The sequence below is a fragment of the Aerococcus sp. L_32 genome, assembly GCF_050689315.1.
Genome location: NZ_JBOEQF010000185.1, coordinates 1 through 4,051 on the forward strand (window position 1 = coordinate 1; position 4,051 = coordinate 4,051).

6 protein-coding genes are annotated in these 4,051 nt (G+C 38.5%); 3 read left to right on the forward strand and 3 right to left on the reverse strand.

Annotated elements, in window-relative coordinates:
• The first annotated feature begins 74 nt into the window (after window positions 1–74).
• From rpsF to rpsR, 3 genes are read left to right on the forward strand one after another with little or no spacing between them, the layout of a single operon-like run.
• Window positions 75–377, forward strand: coding sequence for a 30S ribosomal protein S6 (gene rpsF, locus ACRCJ0_RS10010; RefSeq protein WP_003142910.1), 303 nt, complete (start codon window positions 75–77; stop codon window positions 375–377).
• 36 nt (window positions 378–413) lie between these two features.
• Window positions 414–962, forward strand: a complete 549-nt coding sequence (ssb, locus tag ACRCJ0_RS10015; RefSeq protein ID WP_026465541.1) for a single-stranded DNA-binding protein — start codon at window positions 414–416, stop codon at window positions 960–962.
• Between the two features lie 26 nt (window positions 963–988).
• The gene (gene rpsR / locus ACRCJ0_RS10020; protein ID WP_003142905.1) at window positions 989–1,225 is read left to right on the forward strand and encodes a 30S ribosomal protein S18; all 237 of its coding nucleotides are present in this window, start codon (window positions 989–991) and stop codon (window positions 1,223–1,225) included.
• A 61-nt stretch (window positions 1,226–1,286) separates the two neighbouring features.
• On the opposite strand, the gene ACRCJ0_RS10025 is transcribed toward rpsR, so the two are convergent.
• From ACRCJ0_RS10025 to ACRCJ0_RS10035, 3 genes are all read right to left on the reverse strand, one after another.
• Window positions 1,287–1,667 (reverse strand): VOC family protein, encoded by a 381-nt coding sequence (locus tag ACRCJ0_RS10025; RefSeq protein ID WP_431388191.1) that lies wholly within the window; start codon window positions 1,665–1,667, stop codon window positions 1,287–1,289.
• A 158-nt stretch (window positions 1,668–1,825) separates the two neighbouring features.
• Window positions 1,826–2,893: an iron-containing alcohol dehydrogenase family protein gene (locus ACRCJ0_RS10030; protein WP_431388190.1), complete on the reverse strand. Its 1,068-nt coding sequence runs from the start codon at window positions 2,891–2,893 to the stop codon at window positions 1,826–1,828.
• Between the two features lie 77 nt (window positions 2,894–2,970).
• On the reverse strand, window positions 2,971–4,005 hold the full coding sequence (locus ACRCJ0_RS10035) for a branched-chain amino acid aminotransferase (RefSeq protein ID WP_003142898.1): 1,035 nt from the start codon (window positions 4,003–4,005) through the stop codon (window positions 2,971–2,973).
• Window positions 4,006–4,051 lie beyond the last annotated feature (46 nt).

Here is a 4,051-nt window from a genome sequence, read left to right on the forward strand (position 1 = left end):
TGTGAGTATTATATACTCTCCTTGCTCTCAGGGATGTTGAGAGCCAATAGACCAAAAGGAGGTGCAAAAGTCTGATGAGTGAAAACACTACTAAATACGAAGTTTTATACATTATTCGTCCTGATATGGAAGAAGCGTCTAAAAAAGCTTTGGTTGAACAATTCGATCAAATCTTAACTTCAAACGGTGTAACAATTAATGAATCTAAAGACTGGGCAAAACGTCGTCTTGCGTACGAAATCAACGATTACAAAGAGGGTATCTACCACTTAGTTGATATGGAAGCTGACGATGCGGAAGGAATCAACGAATTCGACCGTCTTGCCAAAATCAATGACAATATTTTACGTCATATGATTACTAAAATCGAAGACTAATTAACAATACATATTTCGTGAGAGAGGAGTTATTTCATGATTAATAATGTTGTACTGGTCGGCCGTTTAACTCGTGACGTTGATGTGCGTTATACGCAAAGTGGCGTTGCTGTTGGATCTTTCAGCGTTGCCGTTGAAAGAAACTTTAAAAATGCCCAAGGTGAACGTGAGACAGATTTTATTAACTGTGTTATCTGGCGTAAAGCAGCAGAGAATTTTGCGCGTTTTACCCGTAAAGGTTCATTAGTAGGTGTTGAAGGCAGCATCCAAACTCGAAACTACGAGAATAACCAAGGACAACGTGTATACGTTACTGAGATTTTGGTTGATAACTTTAGTTTATTAGAATCAAAATCAGTTACTGAAAGCCGCCCTGCCTCTGATAATAATAACAGTGGTTTTGGTGGATTTAATAACAATAACGCAAACAACAACAGCTATAACAATCAAAATGCTGATCCATTTGATGGAAACAGCTTTAATCAAAACTCCTCTTCATTTAACAATGGTAACGATAACCCATTCCCATCATCTAATGATGGTTCTGGTTCAATCAATGTTACCGATGATGACTTACCATTCTAATGGTATAAGTAAGGGAGGTAAAAAATATGGCAGCACAACGCCGCGGTGGTCGTAGACGTAAAAAAGTATGTTTCTTCTGCGCTAACCACATTGATCATGTAGATTACAAAGACACAGATTTATTAAAACGTTATATTTCTGAAAAAGGTAAAATCTTACCTCGTCGTGTAACTGGTACATGTGCAAAACACCAACGTACTTTAACAGCTGGTATTAAACGCGCTCGTATTATGGCTTTAATTCCATTTACTACAGCAGACTAATACTAATCAAAAAACCATTTCGCCTTCTGGTGAAATGGTTTTTTTCTACGTTTAAACTAACTTAATTTGTTGTAATTTCGACCAGATTGCCCTCTGGGTCTTGGACTACAGATTCATAGTAACCATCACCGGTTGTTCGTGGACCAGATAAAAGTGGGAACCCATCTGCGACTAATTGGGCTGTTTTTGCGTCTACAGCCTCTTTATCACCTACTGCTAGGGCAATGTGTCCGTAACCTAAAGCATCGGCAATACGGGGGCTTAAATGCTTTTTATTCGTTAATTCTAGTCGACTGCCCTCATCAAAGTTTAAAAAGTATGATGAAAAACGCGTTTTAGGATTGTGGTAGCGGTCACCTGCCTTGGCTTCAAAGTATTTTTCATAAAATGCTTTGACAAGTTCTAAGTCAGTCACCCATAAAGCAATGTGTTCAATTTTCATATATAAACTCCTTTAGTGTGTAATTTAGAATTCGCTTATACATTATATGATAAAGCAAAACGAGCTGTGACACTAGTCACAACTCGTTCTTAGGAGAATTCCTATGTTAAGTATGTTGATTACTTGTTTAATCTCATGTTCTAAGGAGGAAAATCTGATTAGTCTAAAGCTTCAACATCTCTAATTGCTTGTTCAAATTTTTCACGGGTAATGGTATATGGAGAGAATGTTAAATCGTCCATAGTCATCGCTTTATCAACTAATTTGTCGATATCTTCTTGCGTTGTTACCCCTTGAGCTGCCAATTTAGTTGGCAATTTAATTGATTCCATGAATGCTTTCATGCAATCACGGTATTCAAATTGTTGGTCCATTGTTAGTAATAACAAGATACCATATGATACTACCTCACCGTGTAAGTGTTCATGAGCTTGTGGCAGAACAGTATAGCCATAGTAGTAGGCATGTGCCATGTTTGAGTTGATGTCATTTTCCACTAATACAGACGCATAAGCTGATGCACCAATAATTTCAAGAACAACATCTTCTAAAGCCTGGTTTGCTTCTTGGTTACGTACAGCTTCTAAAGCTTCAGCACCAACAGCCATCAATTTATCATTCGTACCTTTGACAATATTTACACCTAAACGATTTTCAAAGCTTAGGTCTCTGCCACGTGAAGAAAAACTAGTCTCTACTTCTTTAGACATACAATCACCAATACCAGCCCATAAGTATTCAACAGGCGCCTCAGCGATGATTTGTGTATCGATGAAGGTATGGTCAGCTGGTGCTTTACGATAAGCTAAACCAGCCATCTCATGGTTATCATGGTACATAACACATACTGACGAAGTTGGCGCTGAAACTGAAGCTAGAGTTGGGAAAGTGAATAATGGTTTGTCTAAGTCACGAGCTACTACCTTAATTGTATCAATCGCGCGTCCCCCACCAACTGCAAAGATCATATCCGCATCTTGCACTTCTTTGATTGCTTTCATTTTCTCAACGTTGGTATATGAAGCTTCCTTACCGTAGACTTGTACGGTTGCCACTTCTAATGATGATTTTTCTAGGGCAGCAGTTAAACGTTCCTTACTGGCTGCCAAGGCTTTTTCACCACCTAGAATCGCGACTGTTGTACCAAATTGACTACAATATTCATCAATTGCATCAAAGGCATCAACACCAATTGTTAAATTTGGTAGGTTTACTGATAGAGACATATTTATCTTCCTTCTTTCTTCATAATCAGCCTTTTAAACTAATTTATGCTTGGTTTAAAAGGCATTTGGTAAAATGATTAATCTTCATCAACGTCTACGATCCATCCTTCAGGTGCTTCTAATTCACCAAATTGGATACCCGTTAATTCTTTGTATAATTTTTGTGATACTGGACCAACCTCAGTTTCTGAGAAGAATACGTGACGGTTGTCTTTGTATGTTACAGAACCTGCTGGAGAAATAACAGCCGCGTTACCCATAGCTCCTGCTTCAGAATATTTGTCAAAGTCATCTACTTTAATATCGCCCTCTTCAACTTCTAAGCCCAAACGATGTTCCGCTAACCATAACAATGATTTTTTAGTGATTGAAGGTAATACCGTGTCTGATTTAGGTGTTACAAATTTGTTTGTATCTTTCTCGATAGCAAAGAAGTTTGCTGATGAGAATTCATCTACTTTAGTATGTGTTGCTGGGTCTAAGTATAATACGTCATCGTAACCAGATTCTTGGATACGTTTAGCTGTTGCTAATGTTGATGCGTAGTTAGCTGTTGCTTTGATGTTACCAGTACCATCAGCTGCTACACGGTCATGTTCGTGGTCGATGATGTAGTTATGTGGTGCTAAACCACCTTTGTATAAAGGACCAACTGGTGTTACGTAGATTGTAAATAAGTATTCTTCAGCTGCTGATACTTGTACGTGGTCACCAATACCTAATAACATAGGACGGATGAACATTGCAGCACCGTTGTGGCCATAAGGTGGCACATAGTCACGGTTAGCTTTAATAACTTCCTTACAAGCACGGACAAATTCTTCAACTGGTACTTCTGGCATCGCCATACGACGAGCACCGCGGTTTAAACGTTCACCAAATTCATCTGGACGGAATAAAACGATCTTGCCATCTTTTGTACCATAAGCTTTATTACCTTCGAATACCCCTTGGCCGTAGTTGACGATTGGAGCAGCTTCACGAATTGGTAATTGAGGATCTGTTTCTAATCCTGCTTTATACCATTCGCCATCTTTCCAGTATGCACGCCAGCGGTATGGTACTTCCGTATAAGAAAAATCTAATTCATCCCAGTTTAATTTGTCAGTCATATTGAGCAACTCCTTTAAGTTTAATTTCTAAGTAACAATATCAGCA

Excerpts from the sequence above, each read along its gene's own strand:
- ACRCJ0_RS10030 (WP_431388190.1), bottom strand. The coding sequence starts at position 2,893 with ATGTCTCTATCAGTAAACCTACCAAATTTAACAATTGGTGTTGATGCC.
- ACRCJ0_RS10035 (WP_003142898.1), bottom strand. The coding sequence starts at position 4,005 with ATGACTGACAAATTAAACTGGGATGAATTAGATTTTTCTTATACGGAA.
- ACRCJ0_RS10025 (WP_431388191.1), bottom strand. The coding sequence starts at position 1,667 with ATGAAAATTGAACACATTGCTTTATGGGTGACTGACTTAGAACTTGTC.
- rpsF (WP_003142910.1), top strand. The coding sequence starts at position 75 with ATGAGTGAAAACACTACTAAATACGAAGTTTTATACATTATTCGTCCT.
- rpsR (WP_003142905.1), top strand. The coding sequence starts at position 989 with ATGGCAGCACAACGCCGCGGTGGTCGTAGACGTAAAAAAGTATGTTTC.
- ssb (WP_026465541.1), top strand. The coding sequence starts at position 414 with ATGATTAATAATGTTGTACTGGTCGGCCGTTTAACTCGTGACGTTGAT.